Source organism: Roseovarius sp. 217, from assembly GCF_000152845.1.
In the GTDB taxonomy this organism is placed as follows: Bacteria; Pseudomonadota; Alphaproteobacteria; order Rhodobacterales; family Rhodobacteraceae; genus Roseovarius.
In genome coordinates this window covers 1,071,435-1,091,321 of record NZ_CH902584.1, presented here as the reverse complement: position 1 = coordinate 1,091,321, position 19,887 = coordinate 1,071,435, and the positions used below count along the sequence as shown (strand labels likewise).

22 protein-coding genes are annotated in these 19,887 nt (G+C 60.3%); 20 read left to right on the top strand and 2 right to left on the bottom strand.

The features are described from left to right. The first annotated feature begins 18 nt into the window (after positions 1-18). The 13 genes from ROS217_RS05155 (at position 19) to ROS217_RS24875 (ending at position 9,529) form a co-directional block, all read left to right on the top strand. Positions 19-816: a S49 family peptidase gene (locus ROS217_RS05155; protein WP_040650369.1), complete on the top strand. Its 798-nt coding sequence runs from the start codon at positions 19-21 to the stop codon at positions 814-816. After that, on the top strand, positions 797-988 hold the full coding sequence (locus ROS217_RS05150; RefSeq protein WP_009816622.1) for a hypothetical protein: 192 nt from the start codon (positions 797-799) through the stop codon (positions 986-988). The genes ROS217_RS05155 and ROS217_RS05150 overlap by 20 nt, the downstream gene beginning before the upstream one ends. Continuing rightward, positions 985-1,950 (top strand): calcium/sodium antiporter, encoded by a 966-nt coding sequence (locus tag ROS217_RS05145; RefSeq protein WP_009816621.1) that lies wholly within the window; start codon positions 985-987, stop codon positions 1,948-1,950. The genes ROS217_RS05150 and ROS217_RS05145 overlap by 4 nt, the downstream gene beginning before the upstream one ends. A gap of 13 nt (positions 1,951-1,963) precedes the next feature. Beyond that, positions 1,964-2,743, top strand: coding sequence for an SDR family oxidoreductase (locus tag ROS217_RS05140; protein ID WP_040650367.1), 780 nt, complete (start codon positions 1,964-1,966; stop codon positions 2,741-2,743). A 296-nt stretch (positions 2,744-3,039) separates the two neighbouring features. Further along, the gene (uvrC, locus tag ROS217_RS05135; protein ID WP_009816619.1) at positions 3,040-4,908 is read left to right on the top strand and encodes an excinuclease ABC subunit UvrC; all 1,869 of its coding nucleotides are present in this window, start codon (positions 3,040-3,042) and stop codon (positions 4,906-4,908) included. A gap of 75 nt (positions 4,909-4,983) precedes the next feature. Next, on the top strand, positions 4,984-5,640 hold the full coding sequence (locus ROS217_RS05130) for a TetR/AcrR family transcriptional regulator (protein ID WP_009816618.1): 657 nt from the start codon (positions 4,984-4,986) through the stop codon (positions 5,638-5,640). After that, positions 5,637-6,941 carry a phenylacetate--CoA ligase family protein gene (locus ROS217_RS05125; RefSeq protein ID WP_009816617.1) on the top strand — a complete coding sequence of 435 codons (1,305 nt, stop codon included), beginning with the start codon at positions 5,637-5,639 and terminating at the stop codon, positions 6,939-6,941. Before ROS217_RS05130 ends, ROS217_RS05125 begins: the two co-directional genes overlap by 4 nt. Further along, the gene (locus ROS217_RS05120) at positions 6,938-7,699 is read left to right on the top strand and encodes an enoyl-CoA hydratase/isomerase family protein (RefSeq protein ID WP_009816616.1); all 762 of its coding nucleotides are present in this window, start codon (positions 6,938-6,940) and stop codon (positions 7,697-7,699) included. The genes ROS217_RS05125 and ROS217_RS05120 overlap by 4 nt, the downstream gene beginning before the upstream one ends. 49 nt (positions 7,700-7,748) lie before the next feature. After that, entirely contained in the window at positions 7,749-8,414 is a 666-nt protein-coding gene (gene pgsA, locus ROS217_RS05115; RefSeq protein WP_009816615.1) for a CDP-diacylglycerol--glycerol-3-phosphate 3-phosphatidyltransferase, read from the top strand. Further along, the gene (gene moaD, locus ROS217_RS05110; protein WP_009816614.1) at positions 8,414-8,659 is read left to right on the top strand and encodes a molybdopterin converting factor subunit 1; all 246 of its coding nucleotides are present in this window, start codon (positions 8,414-8,416) and stop codon (positions 8,657-8,659) included. Before pgsA ends, moaD begins: the two co-directional genes overlap by 1 nt. Positions 8,660-8,662: 3 nt before the next feature. Beyond that, on the top strand, positions 8,663-9,106 hold the full coding sequence (locus ROS217_RS05105; protein WP_009816613.1) for a molybdenum cofactor biosynthesis protein MoaE: 444 nt from the start codon (positions 8,663-8,665) through the stop codon (positions 9,104-9,106). 127 nt (positions 9,107-9,233) lie between these two features. Next, complete coding sequence (locus ROS217_RS05100) at positions 9,234-9,467, top strand: hypothetical protein (protein ID WP_009816612.1); 234 nt, start codon at positions 9,234-9,236, stop codon at positions 9,465-9,467. Beyond that, complete coding sequence (locus tag ROS217_RS24875; RefSeq protein WP_368072256.1) at positions 9,443-9,529, top strand: SCP2 sterol-binding domain-containing protein; 87 nt, start codon at positions 9,443-9,445, stop codon at positions 9,527-9,529. The genes ROS217_RS05100 and ROS217_RS24875 overlap by 25 nt, the downstream gene beginning before the upstream one ends. Positions 9,530-9,607: 78 nt before the next feature. Here ROS217_RS24875 and ROS217_RS05095 read toward each other — a convergent pair whose 3' ends face one another. Beyond that, positions 9,608-10,111 carry a hypothetical protein gene (locus ROS217_RS05095; protein WP_009816610.1) on the bottom strand — a complete coding sequence of 168 codons (504 nt, stop codon included), beginning with the start codon at positions 10,109-10,111 and terminating at the stop codon, positions 9,608-9,610. A gap of 215 nt (positions 10,112-10,326) precedes the next feature. Between ROS217_RS05095 and ROS217_RS05090 the strand changes: the two genes are divergently transcribed. Beyond that, positions 10,327-11,322, top strand: coding sequence for an asparaginase (locus ROS217_RS05090; RefSeq protein ID WP_009816609.1), 996 nt, complete (start codon positions 10,327-10,329; stop codon positions 11,320-11,322). Between the two features lie 274 nt (positions 11,323-11,596). After that, positions 11,597-11,848 carry an EF-hand domain-containing protein gene (locus ROS217_RS05085; RefSeq protein WP_009816608.1) on the top strand — a complete coding sequence of 84 codons (252 nt, stop codon included), beginning with the start codon at positions 11,597-11,599 and terminating at the stop codon, positions 11,846-11,848. Positions 11,849-11,928: 80 nt separating this feature from the next. Here the strand turns inward: ROS217_RS05085 and serB are convergent, their stop codons facing one another. Further along, the gene (gene serB, locus ROS217_RS05080) at positions 11,929-12,795 is read right to left on the bottom strand and encodes a phosphoserine phosphatase SerB (RefSeq protein WP_009816607.1); all 867 of its coding nucleotides are present in this window, start codon (positions 12,793-12,795) and stop codon (positions 11,929-11,931) included. Between the two features lie 158 nt (positions 12,796-12,953). On the opposite strand from serB, the gene ROS217_RS05075 reads away from it, so the two are divergent. The 5 genes from ROS217_RS05075 (at position 12,954) to ROS217_RS05055 (ending at position 19,884) form a co-directional block, all read left to right on the top strand. Further along, entirely contained in the window at positions 12,954-14,108 is a 1,155-nt protein-coding gene (locus ROS217_RS05075; RefSeq protein ID WP_040650365.1) for a phosphoserine transaminase, read from the top strand. An 86-nt stretch (positions 14,109-14,194) separates the two neighbouring features. After that, on the top strand, positions 14,195-15,790 hold the full coding sequence (serA, locus tag ROS217_RS05070) for a phosphoglycerate dehydrogenase (RefSeq protein ID WP_009816604.1): 1,596 nt from the start codon (positions 14,195-14,197) through the stop codon (positions 15,788-15,790). Between the two features lie 81 nt (positions 15,791-15,871). Continuing rightward, positions 15,872-16,591 (top strand): metallophosphoesterase family protein, encoded by a 720-nt coding sequence (locus ROS217_RS05065; protein ID WP_040651123.1) that lies wholly within the window; start codon positions 15,872-15,874, stop codon positions 16,589-16,591. Positions 16,592-16,681: 90 nt separating this feature from the next. Next, positions 16,682-17,857, top strand: a complete 1,176-nt coding sequence (locus ROS217_RS05060; RefSeq protein WP_009816602.1) for an acetyl-CoA C-acyltransferase family protein — start codon at positions 16,682-16,684, stop codon at positions 17,855-17,857. 86 nt (positions 17,858-17,943) lie between these two features. Beyond that, entirely contained in the window at positions 17,944-19,884 is a 1,941-nt protein-coding gene (locus ROS217_RS05055) for an ATP-binding protein (protein ID WP_009816601.1), read from the top strand. Positions 19,885-19,887 lie beyond the last annotated feature (3 nt).

Sequence of the window (19,887 nt, the reverse complement as noted above, 5' to 3'; positions counted from 1 at the left end):
CACTCTACATCGGGCTGCATGAGACAATTGATCCCATTTATCAAACGCAAGCCAACGGTAGCTGTCATTCGACTCGCGGGCATGATTGGCTCCGGCTCGCGTGCGCCCCTGAGTGACGAGACCATCGGTCCGGTCATTGAAAAGGCATTCTCGCGCGGTAAGCCGGTGGCGGTGGCGCTGGTGATAAACTCCCCCGGCGGATCGCCGGTGCAATCCTCTTTGATCGCCGCCCGTATCCGGCGGCTCGCCGAGGAAAAGAGCATCCCGGTTCATGCCTTTGTCGAGGATGTTGCGGCCTCGGGCGGCTATTGGCTGGCGGTGGCTGCGGATGATATCTGGGTCGATGCCTCGTCGGTGCTGGGCTCTATCGGGGTGATATCGGCGGGCTTTGGCGCGAACGAGTTTCTGACCCGGCAGGGGGTCGAACGCCGCATCTACACGGCGGGCAAATCCAAGAGCACGCTGGACCCGTTCATGCCGGAAAAGCCCGAGGATGTGACCCGCCTCAAGGGTATTCTGGAGGATATTCATGGAGCCTTTATCACCCATGTGAAGTCCCGGCGCGGAAGCAAGCTGGCGGACGATCCCGATCTCTTCACCGGCGAATTCTGGCTCGGTGCGCGCAGCATAGAATTGGGACTCGCCGATGGAATTGGTCATCTGGTTCCCAAGATGAAAGCGCTTTACGGCGACAAGGTCCGGTTTTCCAAATACGGGCGCAAGCGCGGTCTCTTTCAAAGGTTTGGAGCGTCTCTCACACAGGATGCCCTGTCATTTGTCGAGGAACGGGCAAGCTATGCCCGGTTCGGTCTCTGACGTGTTGGTCAAGATCGTCATATTGTTTCTGGTTGCCATGGGCGTGCTGGCGATGTTTGGGCGCCTACGCTTTCCGGGGCAGAAGCGGCTGAGCGAGGCCAAATGCCCAAAATGCGGCCGCTACCGCATCGGCAAAGGCCCTTGTTCTTGCGAAAAAGGTAAGTTGAAATGATGCCATGGCTCTTATCGGCGCTTGGGCTGGTGATCCTTTTGCTGGCTGGTGACGCCTTGGTCAAAGGCGCGGTGAATCTCAGCCTGCGGGTGGGAATTCCTGCCCTTATCGTCAGCCTCACAGTGGTGGCTTTTGGCACCTCCGCCCCCGAACTTCTGATTTCCGTGAATGCGGTGCTGGATAACAAGCCCGGATTGGCGCTTGGCAATGTTGTGGGATCGAACACCGCCAATATCCTGCTTGTATTGGGAATACCGGCCATTCTCTCGGTTCTCCACACCAGCGGCTGCAGCTGTTCTAAATCCTATCTCCAGATGCTCGCGGCAACTGTGCTCTTCATCCTTCTGGCCTTTCGCGGCACATTTGATTGGATAGCTGCTCTGATCCTTTTGGCCGCCTTGGTGCTCATGTTGACGGACGCGTTTCGTGATACGCTTGCCCATCGCCGTGATGCCGCCACTGCCCCGCTGTCCGATGCAGACCGGATTGAAGATGTGGAAGGTGCCGATCCAAGTATGCCTTGGTGGCAGATCATGACCTTTCTGGTGCTTGGTTTGGTAGGTCTTCCGCTTGGTGCCGACATTCTCGTGGATAATGCCTCGATCATCGCTGAACGCTATGGTGTGAGCGAGGCCGTGATTGGCCTAACGCTGGTCGCGGTGGGGACATCTCTTCCAGAGCTTGCAACCACGGTTATGGCGGCCCTGCGCAAACAGGCGGATGTGGCGCTTGGCAATGTAATCGGCTCGAACATGTTCAACCTCTTGGGGATCATTGGGGTCGCCGCTTTGGTCGGAAACATTCCGGTGGACCCTCAGTTCCTAAGATTTGACCTCTGGGTTATGTTGGGCACAGCTCTCCTGATCATTCCCTTTGTATTCTTCAAGGTCGACATCACTCGCTTTTGGGGCATCGCCTTGACCTTCACCTACGTGGCCTATGTCTCGTTCATCCTGATATGATTGGAGTGACTGAATGACTCGAGCTTTGGTGACGGGTGCAGGCAAACGTCTGGGCCGGGCGATGGCGCTGGAGCTGGCGCGACAAGGTCATGACGTTGCGGTGCATTTTGCCTCTTCGAGGGACGAGGCCGAGGGTGTGGCAAAAGAAATCCGCGCTCTGGGGCGTCGTGCCGTGACACTTCAGGCCGATTTGCTTGACGAAACGCAAGTGACGGCGTTGGTGGCCCGTGCCGCCGAGACGCTTGGTGGACCGATCACGACACTGATCAACAACGCCTCAATTTTTGAGTATGACAATATCCAGAGCGCAAGCCGACAGAGCTGGGATCGGCATATGGAGAGCAATCTGCGCGCGCCCTTCGTGCTGACGCAAGAAATGGCTCGACAGGTGCCTGACCCCGTTCCTGATGCGCAGGGTGAGCCGTTGGCGCAGGGTTTGGTGATCAACATGATCGACCAACGTGTGCGCAAACTGACGCCCGAGTTCATGACCTACACCATCGCCAAATTAGGCCTATGGGCCTTTACACAAACCGCCGCACAAGCGCTTGCGCCACGCATTCGTGTCAATGCGATTGGGCCGGGCCCCACGTTGCAGGGCCATCGCCAGAGCGACAGCCATTTTCAGAACCAGCGCCACGCCACCGTTTTGAGGCGCGGCGCGAATGGATCCGACATCACTGGGGCGCTCGCCTATTTCCTCAATGCGCCGGCTGTGACTGGTCAATTGCTGTGTGTGGATGGGGGTCAGCACCTTGGCTGGCAGACCCCGGATGTCCTTGGTGTAGAATAAAGGACCCGTCCTGCCGGAAAAGTTTTGCACTGGTCACCGGCCCGTCACGTGGCCGTTACAAAAATGCTAATGTTATCAGTGTTTTGTTCGCCACCTTTATTTTTTCTGCATAAAATCAAAGCCTTGAGAAACTGCTTAAAAAGTAGGCAACTCAACGAAGCCAGCCGAATTCAAGGGAAATTTCCACTTTACTGAAACTTATCTCCAGACTTATCCACAAGAATCGTGGACAGCTTCTCTCTTGCTCTCGGTTCGGTATCATTGCAGCACTCATTGGGAATCATATCTGGACGACAATGCCTGACACTGACCCCATCACCACACCGAAAACCGGCTATGAGGTAATCCGCGACTACCTGCGTTCTCTGGATGCCTCACCAGGGGTCTACCGGATGCTCGATGCGCAGGCGCGGGTGCTCTATGTCGGCAAGGCGCGCAATCTGCGGGCTCGCGTGTCAAACTATGCCCGCCCTAGTGGACATACGGGGCGCATCGCGCGGATGATTTCAGAAACCGCCTCAATGATGTTTCTGACCACCGCGACCGAAACCGAGGCGTTGCTGCTCGAACAGAATCTCATCAAGCAACTCAAGCCGCGCTACAACGTGCTCTTGCGCGATGACAAGAGTTTTCCCAACATCCTTGTCACCGGTCATGATTTTCCGATGATCAAAAAACATCGTGGCGCGAAGCGGGAGAAGGGCTCCTATTATGGCCCTTTCGCCAGCGCGGGAGCGGTCAACCGGACACTCGCCCAGTTGCAGCGCGTATTTCAGTTGCGCAATTGCACCGATGCGATGTTCGAGAGCCGCACGCGCCCCTGCCTGCAACATCAGATCAAACGCTGCACTGCGCCCTGTGTTGGCAAGATCAGCCGCGCCGACTATGCGGTGCAGGTCAGCGATGCCGAACGGTATCTGTCGGGCCGGTCCACTGAAATCCAAGAGAAACTTGCGGCCCAAATGGCCGAGGCCGCCGAGGCGATGGAGTTTGAGCGTGCCGCCGCGTTGCGTGACCGCATCAAGGCGATGACACAGGTGCAGACCGCCCAAGGCATCAATCCCCGCACCGTGGACGAGGCCGATGTGATCGCCCTGCATCTGGAAAACGGGCAGGCCTGTGTGCAGGTGTTCTTTATTCGCGGCGGGCAGAACTGGGGCAATCAGGATTTCTATCCCCGCGTCGGCGTGGATGTCGAAGAGGCCGAGGCGCTCGAGGCCTTTATCGGCCAGTTCTACGATAGCAAGGAACCACCGCGCGGCTTGCTGCTTTCGCATCCGATCGAGGATGCCGATCTGATGCAACAGGCCTTGAGCGACAAGCTCGGTCGCAAGGTGACGCTGACGGTGCCACTGCGTGGGGAGAAGGCCGAATTGATCGACGCCGCGATGCGCAATGCCCGCGAGAGTTTGGCGCGTAAATTGGCCGAGACCGCCACCCAAGGCAAACTGCTGCGCGGCTTGGCGGAGGCGTTTGATTTGGCCGGGCCGCCACAGCGGATCGAGGTCTATGACAACAGTCATATTCAGGGCACCGATGCCGTGGGTGCGATGATTGTCGCAGGCCCCGAAGGCATGATGAAGAACCAGTATCGCAAATTCAACATACGCGGTGACGCCCTCACCCCCGGTGACGATTTCGGGATGATGAAAGAGGTGCTGACTCGCCGCTTCAAGCGCCTCTTGAAAGAGGACCCAGACCGCAGCCAAGGCCAATGGCCCGACCTCTTGCTGATCGACGGCGGGGCGGGGCAAGTGAGCGTCGTGGCCAGTATCATGCGCGAGATGGGGGTCGAGGATATCCCGATGGTGGGCGTCGCCAAAGGCGTGGACCGCGACCACGGCAAAGAGGAGTTTCACCGGGTGGGCAAACATCCAATGGCGCTGCGCCATAATGACCCGGTGCTCTATTTCGTGCAGCGTTTGCGCGACGAGGCGCATCGCTTTGCCATCGGCACCCATCGCGCGAAACGCGCCAAGGCGGTGGGGGCCACACCGCTGGATGAGGTGCCGGGCATCGGGGCCGCGCGCAAGCGCGCGCTCTTGGCGCATTTCGGCAGCGCCAAGGCGGTGAGCCGCGCCAATCTGGCCGACCTGCGTGCAGTAGAGGGGGTTTCTGACGCGATGGCGCAAAAGCTCTATGATTTCTTCCACGAACGCGGCTGAGCGGGGCAGTGGGAAACCGGGTTGACAGAGCGGGCTCTGAAACTGAATATGACGTCAGTTTCATTTTGAGTCGCCATGCAATCACCCGCCGATCAAACCAGCTATCCCGTGTTCCTTGCCGCGCAGGTCGAGGGCGAGCCCAAGGGCATCCGCACCGCGCAGGCGCTCCGCATCGCGGCCTGCGCCCTCTTGGAACACGCGGCGCTCACGGATTTAACCATCACCGCGATCTGCAAGGAGGCGGGCGTCGCCAATGGCACCTTTTACCTCTACTTTCCCGATCAGGCGCATCTGCTCGATGACCTGCTGCAAGGGTTCGCCGCGTTTCTGCAAGCGGGGATGATCCGCGCCAGCCAGACCAGCGCCGAGCGGAGCATGCGCCCCGCGACCGAGGCCTACGCCCGCCTGTTCGAGGCCAATCGCGGGTTGATGAAATGCCTCATCCACCAAGTCGATGCGTTTCCGGCGGCCCGCGCGGCCTTTCATCGCCTCAATCGAGAATGGATCGACACCGTCGTGGCCGCTACCCGCCGCAGGCTGGCGCGCGAGGGGCGCGATACGTTGAGCGACGCCGAACTTACCCGCCGCGCCTATGCGCTGGGCGGCATGACGGATCAGTATTTATCCAGTCTCTATCTCTCGCAGGAGCCGGGGCTGGTTGATGTGTCCGCCGACCGCGCGGCGGTGATTGCCACGCTCACAACCATCTGGGAACGGGGAATGCAGCCATGAGCCCGCTTGACCAAGCCGAATATGCCAGCCTCGAACGCTTTCGCGTGCATCAGGCCGCCGCCTGGGCGGTGCAGAGCGCCCATGTCGCGCGGCGCTCGGAATTCTACCGTGAACTGTGGCAGGGGCAAACGCCCCCCGCCGACCTGCGCGACCTGCCGGACCTGCCCCTGTCGGACAAGGCGCAATTGCGGGTCTCTCAGGCCGATCATCCGCCGTTTGGCAATTACATGGCCGCGCCGCGTCGTGATGCCGTGCGCCTGCATCGCACCTCTGGCACCACGGGGCAGGCGATGAATCTGGCGCTCTCGGCGCGCGATTGCGCGGTGACGGAAACGGTTGGCGGGCGCTGTCAATCCGCCGCTGGCCTTACGCCTGAGGATACCGTGGTGCATTGCCTGAACTATCAGATGTGGATGGGGGGGCTGACCGATCACATGACCTTGCAGGCGACGGGCGCGATGGTGGTGCCCTTTGGTGTGGGATCAACTGAGCTATTGGTACGCACCATTCAGGAGGTGGGGATCACCGCGATTTCCTGCACGCCCTCATATCCATCTGTGTTGGAGCGGGTGATTGCCGAGAAGTTTCCGGGACTTAGGCCACGTGATCTGGGCCTTCGGCTCGGGCTTTTTGGTGGCGAGGCGGGGTTGGATGATCCGGCTTTTCGCGCGCGTCTGCGGGATGTCTGGGGGATGGAGCCGCGCAATGCCAATTACGGCGTCTCGGATGTGTTCTGCAATTTCGCGGCGCAATGCACACAGGACACGCGGCTGCACTACATGGCCGCCGACGTGCTTTACCCTGAACTGATCGACCCTGACACCGGCGCGCCTCTCCCACTTGAGGCGGGGCAGACGGGCGAGTTGGTGCTGACCCATCTCTTGCGCGATTGTCAGCCGCTGGTGCGGTTTCGCAGTGGCGATATCATCGCGGTGGATGAAACCGCGCCGTGCACCTGCGGGCGCACCGGGTTTCGTTTCCGGGTGGTGGGGCGGTCGGATGACATGGTTGTCGTGCGCGGACTCAACCTCTTTCCCACAATGGTTGCGGCGGTCATCAATGAATTCGTCGAGTTATCAGGGGATTACCGGATCACGCTCGATGCGCCGCCGCCTTATGACGCCTTGCCGGTATCTGTGGAACTGGCCAAGGGGCAGGGTGCGTCGGACGGATTGGCCGACGCTATTGCGTCCGGGATCAAGGCCAAACTCGGGGCAACAGCGCGGGTCAAAATCGTGCCACATGGGACATTTCCACTGACCGAGGGCAAGACTAAGCGTGTGGTGAGGTCCCATAAATGACTGATTTTATGTATGAAACTGTGCTTAGCGAAATCTTGGAGGATGGCGTCCGCTGTATCACGCTGAATCGTCCCGGCAGTCTGAATGCGATGAACCGCCGGTTAATCGACGATGTGGCGCGGGCGTTTGAGGATGCGAATGCCGATTCCAAAACACGCGCGATCATTTTTACCGGGGCAGGCAAGGCGTTTTGTGCCGGTGATGATCGGCGCGAACACGTGCATCCGACCTGTGAAGAAGAGGCGCGCGATCTGGTTTGCGCGATCCAACGTGCCACCTATGCCATTGTTTTAAATAATAAACCTGTCGTCGGCGCGATCAACGGATGGGCCGTGGGAGGGGGGTTCGAGTGGGCAATCAACTGTGACTTTCCGATATGGGCCGAATCGGCGCGTGGGTTCTTTCCCGAAGTGTCGCTCAATGTCTTTGTCACCGGCGGGGTGAGCAGTCTGCTGCCCGCGCTGGTCGGTCTTAACACAGCGCGCGAAATGCTGTTCTTGGGACGCCGCTACGATGCGACCGAGTTGCGGACGATGGGGGTGGCATGGAGAACCGTTCCAGATCAAGATCTTATGAAATTATCACTGGATACAGCCCGGCGTTTGGCCGCTCTGCCGCCCCTGTCGGTGCGGGCTATGAAACGTGTCTTGAACGCCACTGCATTAACCGATTTGCGCCGCGCGATGGATCTGGAAACAGAGGCGACGATCGCCGGATTCATGGACCCGGAAACCACCCGCAGGCTGAGTGATTTCTAGGTGCCAAGGGCGCTTTCCCTCCGCTCTGTGACAGGATAGAACAGTGGCCATGACGTGGACCTTGCCCAATATCCTGACCACGCTCCGCCTGCTCGCCGCCCCGGCAGTTGCGGTCATGTTTCTATATTTTACAAGACCTTATGCTGATTGGTTTGCCCTGATCCTGTTCGTCAGCGCCGCAATCACCGATTGGTTCGACGGCTATCTGGCGCGCAGCTGGAAGCAAGTGACCAAGCTGGGCACGATGTTGGACCCGATTGCCGATAAGGCGATGGTGGTGATCGCGTTGATGGTGATCGTGGGTTATTCGAGCATGTCGCCATGGTTGGTGCTGCCAGCCACGGTGATTCTCTTTCGCGAAGTTTTTGTGTCCGGCTTGCGAGAATTTTTGGGTGATACTGCCGGGACGCTCAAAGTGACGCAATTGGCCAAGTGGAAAACCACTGCGCAAATGGTTGCAATTGCAGTCTTATTTGCCCAAGGCGTGTTCGAGCACTACTTTGGAATGTCGGTCTTCGGCATGGATGATCAACTGGTGATCTCTATTCTGGATGGGCGTGAAGATGACATTCACGGACTGATGTGGAAATATACCGGCATGGTCTGGGCCGGGCATGTGGGCATCTGGCTATTGTGGTTCGCGGCGGCCTTGACCCTGCTGACGGGGTTTGATTACTTCAATAAATCAATCCCTTATCTAAAGGATGATGCATAATGGATGTGCTCTATTTTGCCTGGGTGCGGGAACGGATCGGCCTTCCGAAAGAGCGGATCGACACGCCGCCTGCGACGGTGATGGATTTGGTTAACGAGTTGCGGGCCCGCGAAGAGCGGTATGAGGCGGCCTTTGCCGATCTGGGCGCGTTGCGCGTGGCGGTGGATCAAGAGTTGAGCGATTTTGACGCCCCTCTTGCTGGAGCGCGGGAAGTGGCGTTTTTCCCACCGATGACAGGGGGTTAGCCTATGGATGTCCGGGTGCAGGAGGCTGCCTTTGATCTCGGTTCCGAAGCCAATGCATTTGTGGCGAAACAATCCGGTATGGGCGCGGTCGTGACCTTTACCGGGATCGTGCGAGACCTCGATGGGGCGCGGTTGAGCACGATGGAAATCGAGCATTATCCCGGTATGACCCAGAAGGCCTTGGATACCATTGCCAATGAGGCCGCAAGTCGTTGGAATCTTGGGGATATTTTGATCATCCATCGCTACGGCATGTTGCATCCCGATGATCTGATCATGATGGTTGCCACCGCAGCGCGGCATCGGGCGGACGCCTTTCAAGCGGCTGAATTTCTTATGGATTTTCTGAAATCCCGCGCGCCGTTCTGGAAGAAGGAAGTGACCGAGGCAGGCACGGATTGGGTTGCCGCGCGGGACGAGGACGAAGACGCGCTGTCACGCTGGTGAGAGGTGTACAGGGCGTACCTTTTGTACGCGGCTATTGTACACAGGGCGACTGACGCGCGGTTCCGCTTGCGTAGGGCGGCGTTCCGGGAAAGATCACCCCCGCGAGCAACCACACAGAGAGCATCCCATGAGCGCGATCATCGACGACTATGTTACCACCCTGACCCCCAAGGCGCGCGGCCGGATCAAGGGGCTGGCCAAGCTGGTGATCACGGATCACGGCAGCGTCATGTTGAGTGAAAAGGGCGCTCAGGCCGGTGATGACGCGGCCGATGTGGTTCTGAGGGCGAGCGATGAGGTCTTTCGCAACATTCTGTCGGGGCGCAGAATCCGATCATGGCCTATATGTCGGGCAAATTGAAGGTTGAGGGCAATGTGCAACGTGCGCTCAAGGTCAGCGCGATCCTGACGGACGAGGCATAGCGCGGCATACCCGAAAAAAGAAGCGGCGGTGCCAATGTGGCCCGCCGCTCTGATCAATGTCCAGAAATCCCGGATCGTTTACTTGCAGCGTTTCTCAGCCTCTTCGACCGCCGCCGTATAGCCCAAGAGCGAGAACGTATCCTTGGTCACTGTGCCACGCCCGGATCGGGCGGTCAGCACGGCGTCGGCCCCGCGCTTCATCGCGGCGAGAACCTTGGCGTCATCGTCGGTGCTGGCGGGCCATGCCCATTCACCTTCGGTGAAAAGCTCGAATTGGCTACCGCCGATATTGAGGTTGACGGTAGACCCCCCGGCAAAGGGATAGCCGCCCGTAAAGGTGATCTGCCCCTGAACGCCGGCACCGGGGCGGAAAAAGGTCATCAAAAGGACATCGCCCCGCCGAACCGCAACGACGCGCCCGTCTTTGGTGTTGACCGACTCTGTCGGCGCTGACACGGCCCAGCATTCCCGGGGATCGTTATCCTCGAACACGCTCCATGCGGTGCTTGTTGCCACCTGATTGGTGCTTGTGCCCTGCGCCTGCGCAGCGGGTGTGACCAGCATAGCCAGTGCGATGGCCATGCTGCCTGCAATTCGTGATACCATATGTCCAGCCTCCAAGCTGTCCTGAGCCTCAAATTCATGGGTCGCCAGTCACCCTTTACGGGAATATTTTTATATGCGACCAGTCCCGTCTCGACATTGCAATATTAGCCTGAAACAGGCGAGAAGTGAAAGACGCAATTGGCGGATTTTCGCACATCCCGCCCAGACCCTCGTTATGCCGGAGCAAACCAATGAGCCAACCTGTCCCCTTGACCGAAATCTGGCGCGGCCCGATGGCCGAAAGCGTGCACTTGGGTCATGCGGTGATTTGTGACGCAGGCGGTTCTATTGTCGAGGCCTGGGGCAATCCCTCTGAGACGATCCTGCCGCGGTCGTCCTCCAAGATGATCCAGGCCCTGCCCTTGATCACCAGCGGTGCGGCGGATGCGCAGGGTCTGACGACTGAGCAACTGGCGCTTGCCTGCGCGTCGCATAACGGGGCGGCGATCCATACCGGGCGCGTCGCTCGTTGGCTGTCGGATCTGGGTTTGACCGATGATGATTTCCGCTGTGGCGCGCATGATCCGCAGGACAAGGAGGCGCATAAGGCGCTGCTGTGTTCCGGGACGTCGCCCTGTCAGGTCCATAACAACTGTTCCGGTAAACATGCCGGGTTTCTGACGCTCAACCGCCATCTCAGCGGCGGGCCGGAGTATATCGCCCCTGACCATCCGGTACAAAGAGCGGTGCTGGAGGCGTTCGAGACGGTGACGCGGGAAACCTCGCCCTTTTATGGAATTGACGGCTGTTCCGCGCCCAATCATGCCAGCAGCTTGCACGGCATGGCCCGTGCAATGGCATGGTTTGCCGGGGCGTCCGAGAGCGGCGATGTGGCAGAGCGGGCGGCGGTGCGCCTCTGGCAGGCGATGGTGGCCCATCCGGCGCTTGTGGCCGGGGAGGGGCGGGCCTGCACCGAATTGATGCGGGCCTGTTCCGAGCCTGTGGCGCTCAAGACCGGGGCCGAGGCGTTCTTTATCGCGATCCTGCCGCAGCGCAAGCTGGGCGTGGCGCTCAAGATCGCCGATGGCGGCACGCGCGGGGCGGAATGTGCGATTGCCTCGATCCTTGTACGGTTGGGGGTTCTGGACCCGGCGCATCCAGCCGCGCTCAAGTATCGCAATGCACCGATCGTCAATTGGCGCGGGGTCGAGACAGGTATGATCCGGCCTGCCGCTGCCCTCGCCTGACCCGACTCGGCTCTGGTTCGACTGGAGCCCGTCCGATCCCCGAGTGGCAACCGGTTCGGCGCGGCATTGCTCAAACGGGGTCCGTGCATGCGCCACTTCTCGCCAGCCCTTGGGGAGCGGCGTAGGTCCGCGCATGCAACCCCCTGAGTCTGGCTGAATTTCGCGCCTTTTGGCCCGGTTTCAATCACCCCCGCGACAGCGCGGCAACGTGGTCCCATCTTAGGGCCATGGCGGCGCAACCGCGCCCCCTAAACCTGAAAGAAGGAAGATCGACATGACCAAGGAATTCGTTGCAGCCAGTTTCGCGATTGCCATGAGCCTGCCCGCTGTGGCCCTCGCTGGCGAATTTTCGTCGATGGATGCGGACGGAGATGGCTATGTAACCATGTCCGAGTTCCAGCAGGCGATGCCTGAGGCGACGGCGGATACCTTTACGGCAGCGGATGCCGATGCCGATGGCGCGCTGACCGAAGACGAAATCGCCGCTGCCAAGGATGCGGGCGTATTGCCCGCCACGGAAGGGTGATCGGGGCCTGAGCGCCTCTCCTCTTCCCTTCTCGAGGCGGGGGCCATCAACCCGCCTCGGGATACCCTGGATTTATTCGATCAGGCAAATTCGTCCCGCACATAGCCTTGGATATAGAGCAGCGCCGTAAGATCCCCGTGATTGATGCGGATGTCACATTCAGCGGCGACGCTCGGCTTGGCATGGAGCGCCACGCCTGCACCAGCGCGCCCCAGCATACCCAGATCATTGGCCCCATCCCCGACGGCGAGAACGTCGGTTTCGGTGATTCCGAGCCGCGCACTGATCTCTTCCAGCGCCTGCACCTTGGCCGCGCGCCCGAGGATGGGCCGGGCGACATCGCCGAGCAGGCGGCCATTCTCGGCCAAAAGCGTGTTGGCGCGGTTCTCGTCAAATCCGAGATGTCCCGCGACCGATTGGGTGAAGGCGGTAAACCCCCCCGAGACCAGCGCGCAATAGGCTCCGGTGGCGCGCATGGTTGAGACCAAAGCGGAGCCGCCCGGCATATAGGTGATCCGGCTTGTCAGAACGTCCTGGATCACCGTTTCGGGCAGATCCCGGAGGAGCGCCACACGCTCGATCAGCGCGCCCTCGAAATCCAACTCGCCATTCATCGCGCGCGCGGTGATGGCGCGGACATGCGCGCCGACGCCGGCGACCTCGGCCAACTCATCAATGCATTCCTGCTGGATCATGGTGCTGTCCATGTCGGCGAGCAGCATTTTCTTGCGCCGCCCCTCTGTCGGCTGAACCACCAGATCAACGGCTTGGTTTTGCAGTTCGGCCCAGATTTCCCATCGGTTGCCCGGCACCTCGGGCATGTCGAACTCCGCCGCCTCGTCGGGGGCCAGCCAGTGTGCAGAGCCGCCACCCCAAGCGTTGCGCAGCGCCTCGACCAAAGCCGGTTGCAGCGCACCGGGGGCTGCGATCAATGTAGTGGTGAACATGGGGCAGGTTTCCGATCGTAGGCGCGCTGTGTCGCAATTTCTCACTCAAGCGGCGTTCTAGCGTCATTTCTGCACTTGCGAAAGACCCCGGTTGGCCGTAATCCCGTCAGTGGGACACCCCTCCCCAACGAGGGGCGCTTATCTGAGAGGGTAGCTAAATGGCTATTGAAGCACCGGCAACGCGGCCGGAAAATCCGCGTTTTTCGTCTGGCCCTTGTGCCAAGATCCCCACATTCACGCTCGACATGTTGTCTGACGCCCCTTTGGGCCGCAGCCACCGTGCCGCCGGGGGCAAGGCCAAGCTAAAGGCCGCCATCGAGAACACCCGCGCCATTCTGGGCGTGCCTGCCGATTACAAGATCGGTATCGTGCCCGCCTCTGATACCGGCGCCGTGGAAATGGCGATGTGGAACCTGCTGGGCGCGCGCCCCGTCGAGATGTTGGCCTGGGAAAGCTTTGGCGCAGGCTGGGTCACCGATGCGGTCAAGCAACTCAAACTCGACGCTGTGGTCAAGACCGCCGAGTATGGTCAGATCGTTGATCTGGCATCGGTCGATACCGACAAGGATGTGGTCTTTACATGGAACGGCACCACCTCTGGCGTGCGTGTGCCGAATGGCGACTGGATCAAGGCGGATCGTCAGGGTCTCACGATCTGCGATGCGACGAGCGCCGCCTTTGCGCAGGATTTGCCGTGGGACAAGCTCGATGTGACGACATTTTCCTGGCAAAAGGTGCTGGGCGGCGAGGCGGCGCATGGCATGCTGATCCTGAGCCCACGCGCGGTGGAACGGCTGGAGAGCTATACCCCCGCCTGGCCCCTGCCCAAGATTTTCCGCCTGACCAAAGGCGGCAAGCTGATTGACGGCATATTCGTGGGCGAGACGATCAACACGCCCTCGATGCTGGCGGTCGAGGATTACCTTGTGGCGCTCGACTGGGCGGCGTCGGTGGGCGGTCTGACGGGTCTGCAAGCGCGCGCCAATGCCAATTTGGCGGCGGTTGAGGATTTCGTGGCGCAGAACGATTGGCTGGCATTTCTGGCGACTGATCCGGCGATCCGCTCAAATACGTCGGTCTGCCTCACCTTCGAGGATGCCCGGATCAGCGATGGCGCGAGCTTTGCCAAGGCGGTTGCCAAGCGGCTGGAAACGGCAGGTGTCGCCTATGACATCGGCGCCTATCGCGATGCGCCTGCCGGTCTGCGGATCTGGTGCGGTGGCACGGTCGAGACCGCCGATGTAGCGGCGCTGATGCCGTGGATCAAATGGGCGTTCGAGACCGAGATCGCAGCGCTGTCCGTATCGGCGTGATCCCGATTTCTTGAAAAGAAATTGATCCGGACTCTGTTCAAGAGTCCGGGTCTCACCCTCAAGACTTTCAGTCAAGGAGCCCAGCAATGGCCCCCAAGGTTCTCGTCTCTGACAAACTCTCTGAAACCGCCGTCCAGATCTTTCGTGATCGGGGCATCGAGGTGGATTTCCGCCCCGAACTTGGCAAGGACAAGGATAAACTCGCCGAGGTGATCGGTGAGTATGATGGTCTCGCCATCCGGTCCGCGACCAAGGTCACGGAAAAGATCCTCGCCAATGCGCATAAGCTCAAGGTGATCGCGCGCGCGGGTATCGGCACTGACAATATCGACAAGGAAGCGGCGAGCAAGAAAGGCGTGATCGTGATGAACACGCCCTTTGGCAACATGATCACCACGGCAGAGCATGCCATCGCGATGATGTTCGCTGTGGCGCGGCAACTGCCGGAGGCCTCTGTATCGACCCATGCTGGCAAATGGGAGAAAAACGCCTTTATGGGCGTGGAGCTGTTTAACAAGACGCTTGGCGTCATCGGCGCGGGCAATATCGGCGGCATCGTCTGTGACCGGGCGCGGGGCCTCAAGATGAAGGTGATCGCCTATGATCCCTTTTTGGGACAGGAAAAGGCCGACAAGATGGGCGTGGAAAAGGTCGAGCTTGAGGAATTGCTCAAGCGGTCCGATTTCATCACGCTGCATGTGCCGCTGACCGATCAGACCCGCAATATCCTGAGCCGCGAGAACCTGGAGAAAACCAAGAAGGGCGTGCGCGTCATCAATTGCGCGCGTGGCGGTCTGGTGGATGAGCAGGCGCTCGCGGACCTCTTGAAATCCGGCCATGTGGCGGGCGCGGGCTTTGACGTGTTTACCGAGGAACCGGCGGTGGACAACCCGCTCTTTGGTTTGCCCAATGTGGTTTGCACGCCGCATCTGGGGGCCGCCACCACCGAGGCGCAGGAAAATGTCGCCCTGCAAGTGGCGGAACAGATGTCCGACTATCTGCTCACAGGGGCTGTGACCAACGCGCTCAACATGCCGTCGGTGACGGCGGAAGAGGCCAAGGTGATGGGGCCGTGGATCAAGCTGGCGGATCATCTGGGCAATTTCATCGGCCAGATGACCGACGAGCCGATCAAGGCGATCAACATCCTCTATGACGGGGTGGTGTCCGAGATGAACCTTGGCGCGCTCACCTCTGCCGCTGTGGCGGGGATCATGAAATGCGTGAACCCCGAGGTCAACATGGTCTCGGCCCCGGTGGTGGCCAAGGAGCGCGGCGTCAAGATCAGCACCACCAAGCAGGACAAATCCGGCGCTTTCGAGGGCTATATCAAGATCACGGTCGTCACGGACAAGCGTGAGCGCTCGATTGGTGGCACCGTGTTCTCGGATGGCAAACCGCGCTTTATCCAGATCAAGGGCATCAATATCGACGCCGAAATCGGTCGTCACATGCTCTATACCACCAACGAGGATGTGCCGGGCATCATCGGCACCTTGGGGATGACCATGGGCGAGAACGGCGTCAACATCGCGAATTTCACCCTTGGCCGGTCGGATGCGGGGGGCGAGGCGATTGCGTTGCTCTATGTTGATGCGCCAGTACCTGAGGCGGCGATCAAGGCGCTGCATGCCACTGGAAAATTCCAGCAGATTCGCGAGTTGAAGTTCGACGTTGCCTAACGCGTGAAACGGGCCGCCCTTCGGGGCGGCTTTTTGCTAATCCTTCTGGACATCCACGGCACGCAGGAGTTCAACGGGACCATGACAGATCCAATCTATGCCATCCCCGATATTCACGGGCAGGATGCCTTGCTCGAGGCCGCGCTCGATCTTGTCGCGCGGGATGGCGGGGCGGAGGCGCGCATCGTTTTCTTGGGGGATTTGGTCGATCGTGGCCCCAATTCCCGTGCCGTGATCGAGCGATTGCGGGTGGCGCAGGCGCAGGGCCGCCCCTGGACCGTGCTGCGCGGCAATCACGATCAGATGTTCATGGACTTCCTCGATACTGGCGTGATCAAGTCACCGCATATCCGTTCTGGCCTGTCCTGGCTGCATCACCGTTTGGGCGGGGCCACGACATTGGCCTCCTACGGGCTCGACGTGACGGAAGACGCGACCGCGTGGGAGGCCGCCCGGCGTGCCGTGCCGCAAGCGCATCGCGACTGGCTGGCGGGTTTGCCGCTCTGGCAAGAGGTGGGCGAGTTGCTCTTTGTTCATGCGGGTATCCGGCCCGGCCTTAGCTTGCCCGCCCAAGATCCCGCGGACCTGATGTGGATCAGGGACGGGTTTCTCGACCATGAGGGTGCGCACCCCTGGCTTGTCGTGCATGGGCACACCGCTCTTGAGATGCCCACCCATTTCGGCAACCGCATTGATCTGGATGGTGGTGCCGCCTATGGCCGTCCGCTCTGGCCAGCGGTGTTCGAGGGGCGCGAGGCGTCGCTCTTGACGGAAACGGGCCGGATCGCGCTCTGTCCGTGAGGATTGCGCCGTCTGACGACACGTCCCCGTTGCCATGAGCGTGCCGCAGCCGCTAGGCTCGCCGCAATGTAACCCGGGGGGAGGATACCCATGACCGACATCGTGATTCTGGACGGCTGCCGCACGGCGATTGGCACTTTTGGCGGCGCGCTTGCGGGCTCGCCACCCACCACGCTTGGGGCCATCGTGGCGCGCGAGGCCTTGGCGCGGTCCGGTGTCGAGGGCGGGCAGATCGGGCATGTGGTCTTTGGCCATGTCATCAACACCGAACCGCGTGACATGTATGTGAGCCGCGTGGCCGCGATGGAGGCAGGGATTCCGGATACGGCACCGGCGATGAACGTCAACCGCCTCTGCGGTTCGGGGGCGCAGGCCATTGTCTCGGTCGTGCAATCCCTGATGCTGGGCGATGCCGATTTCGGCCTTGCAGGCGGGTCCGAGAACATGAGCCGCTCGCCCTTTATCATCCCCGACCAACGCTGGGGTGCAAAGATGGGCGATGTGAAGACGCTCGACATGATGCTGGGGGCGCTCAACTGTCCCTTTGGCACCGGACATATGGGTGTCACCGCCGAGAATGTCGCGGCAGAACATGGCATCAGCCGTGCCGATCAGGATGCCTTTGCGCTCGAGAGCCAGCGGCGTGCCGGTGCGGCGATCAGCGAGGGGCGGTTCAAATCCCAGATCGTGCCGGTCGAGGTGCGGGTGAAACGCGACATGGTGGCGTTTGACACCGACGAGCATCCCAAGGCGACCACCGCCGAAGCGCTTGCCGGTCTCAAGACCGTGTTCCAGAAGGATGGCACCGTGACCGCCGGTAATGCCAGCGGCATCAACGATGGGGCCGCCGCCCTTGTGCTGGCGCGTGCCGATGCCGCAGAGGCGGCTGGCCTTAAGCCACGCGCGCGCATCCTTGGCTATGCTCATGCCGGGGTGCGCCCTCAGGTGATGGGTATCGGTCCGGTGCCTGCGGTGGAAAATCTGCTCAAGCGGATCGGCCTGGCAGCATCGGATTTCGATCTGGTGGAGTCGAACGAGGCCTTTGCCGCGCAGGCGCTTGCGGTCAACAAGGGGCTTGGTCTTGATCCTGCCCGGGTCAATCCCAATGGGGGGGCCATTGCGCTTGGCCATCCGGTTGGGGCGACCGGTGCTATTCTCACGGTCAAGGCGCTCTATGAGTTGGAGCGGACCGGGGGTAAGCGCGCGATCATTACCATGTGCATTGGTGGCGGTCAGGGGATTGCCTTGGCGATTGAACGGCTCTGAGCCGGTATTTTCAGCGGCCTTAACCGCTTGTTCACGACGATGCCGGATTGTGGGACGATCACGATCCGGCATGTCGGAGCACGGGCATGAGCCTCGCGAATAAGTTGGCAGAAGAACGGCGCGCCAGACTGGCCGCTGAACGCCTGCTGGAACAGAAACAGGCCGAATTGCAGGCCGCCAATCGCAAGCTGGGTAAGCATGCGCTTGCCCTGTCGCATGAGATCCATGAGACGCGGGCCGAGGTGCAGACCGTCCGCGACGAGAACCAGCGCGTCAAATCCGATTTGAATGACGCCTATCAAAAGGTCGAGATTGCCGAACGTCGGCTCTGGCATTCGATCGAGACGATTCAGGATGGCTTTGCCTTCTTTGATGCCGACAGTCGGATGATTGCGGCCAACAATGCCTATCTCGCGGTGTTCGACGGGTTGGAAGCCGTCAAGCCCGGCGTGAGCTATATCGAGATCCTGCAATTCATCACAGAAGAGGGGGTCGTCAATATCGGCGCGCTGAAACCGCATGAATGGCGGGAGAAGATGCTGGATCGCTGGCAGAGTTTCGCGCCTGAACCAGAGGTGATCCGGCTCTGGAATGGGCATTATATCAAGCTGATTGATCAGCGTGGACATGGTGGCGATATGGTGAGCCTTGCGCTCAATATCACAGATACGATCCGGCATGAGAAAGAATTGACCGAGGCGCGGCGGCGCGCAGAGGCGGCAAACCGGGCGAAATCATCGTTTCTCGCCAATATGAGCCATGAAATCCGCACGCCGATGAATGGGGTTGTGGGCATGGCAGAACTGTTGATGGAAACCGATCTGACCGAAGAGCAGCGGCTCTTTGCGTCGACCATCAAGACTTCCGGTGAGGCGCTTTTGGTGATCATCAATGATGTACTGGATTATTCCAAGATCGAGGCCGAAAAGCTGGTGTTGCACGCCGAGCCGTTTGATCTGGAGCGGTGTATTCACGAGCTGGTGACGCTGATGCAGGTCAATGCCCGCGATAAAGGGCTAGAGTTGCTGGTGGATTACGATCTGTTTCTCCCCACGCGGTTCGTCGGTGATCCGGGACGTATCCGGCAGATCATGACAAACCTTCTGGGCAATGCGGTGAAGTTCACGGAATCGGGCCATGTTCTGGTGCGGGTGACGGGCGTTCATCCTGATGCCGAGGGGCGGGCGAGCGTGCATGTGACGGTCGAGGATACCGGCATCGGGATTCCGCCGGATAAGATCGACCATATCTTTGGCGAGTTCAATCAGGTCGATGACGAGCGCAACCGCAAGTTCGAGGGGACCGGCCTTGGCCTTGCCATCTCGCAAAAGCTGATCCGGCTGATGGGCGGCAAGATCTGGGTCGACTCTGAGCCGGGCAAGGGGTCGACCTTCGGCTTCTCGGTGTCCTTGCCAGTGGCGGAGATTGTCGAGGCGGATATGCCCAATCTGATCAACGGCCAGTTCAGGGCGCTGATCGTCGAGCCGCAAGCGACTAGCCGGGCCATCCTGGAACGCCAATTGGAGCAGTTGGGCGTCGCGGTGGTCAGTTGCCAGAACGCGGCAGAGGCCTTGGTGCAGGTGGGCGCGGGTTTTGATCTGGTGGTGAGTGATCACAATATGGTCGGGATGGACGGGCTGGAGCTGGCCGAGGCGCTGCGCGATGCAGGGCATGGCATGCCGTTTCTCCTGCTGAGCCACAACACCGGCTATGCCGAGCAGGACCCGGCCCGCGTGCATGTGCAGGCGGTGCTGCAAAGGCCTGTGGCGCGGCGGGATCTGTTTGGTGTGCTGGCCGCGTTGATGCCATCAGACCCTGTGCAGGCGCGACCCATGCGGGTGTTGGCGGCTGAGGATAACAGGACCAACCGCCTTGTGTTTTCCAAGATGGTCAGGGGGTTGGATATCGAGTTGAGCTTTGCCGAGAATGGGCGTGAGGCGGTGGAGCTCTATCGCGCGCTCGTGCCGGATGTGGTTTTCATGGACATTTCCGGCCTTATGTATCAAACGCACCAACCCGAGGGCTGAGCG